1 protein-coding gene is annotated in these 360 nt (G+C 67.5%); it reads left to right on the top strand.

What is annotated here, in order from left to right; translation table 11 throughout:
• Nucleotides 1–360 (top strand): polyketide synthase (locus tag NP777_RS47330; RefSeq protein WP_256656392.1); only part of this gene is annotated, 360 nt, incomplete at both ends.

The raw sequence follows: 360 nt of genomic DNA, 5'->3' as shown, positions 1-360 counted from the left end.
TTGTCGGATGCGCGGAGGAATGGCCATCCGGTGCTGGCGGTGGTGCGGGGCAGCGCGATCAACCAGGACGGCGCGTCGAATGGTCTGACGGCGCCCAACGGACCCTCGCAGCAGCGGGTGATTCGTCAGGCGTTGGCGAATGCGGGTCTGTCGGCGTCCGAGGTGGACGCGGTGGAGGCGCATGGCACGGGCACCAGCCTCGGCGATCCCATCGAGGCGCAGGCGCTCATGGCGACGTATGGCCAGGAGCGGGAGTCGGAGCGGCCGTTGCTGCTGGGTTCCATCAAGTCGAACATGGGTCATACGCAGGCCGCCGCCGGTGTCGCGGGCATCATCAAGATCGTGATGTCGATGCGGCAT

The organism is Streptomyces rugosispiralis, from assembly GCF_024505145.1.
Taxonomy (GTDB): domain Bacteria; phylum Actinomycetota; class Actinomycetes; order Streptomycetales; family Streptomycetaceae; genus Streptomyces; species Streptomyces rugosispiralis.
This window is presented reverse-complemented; position numbering and strand designations above follow the sequence as displayed.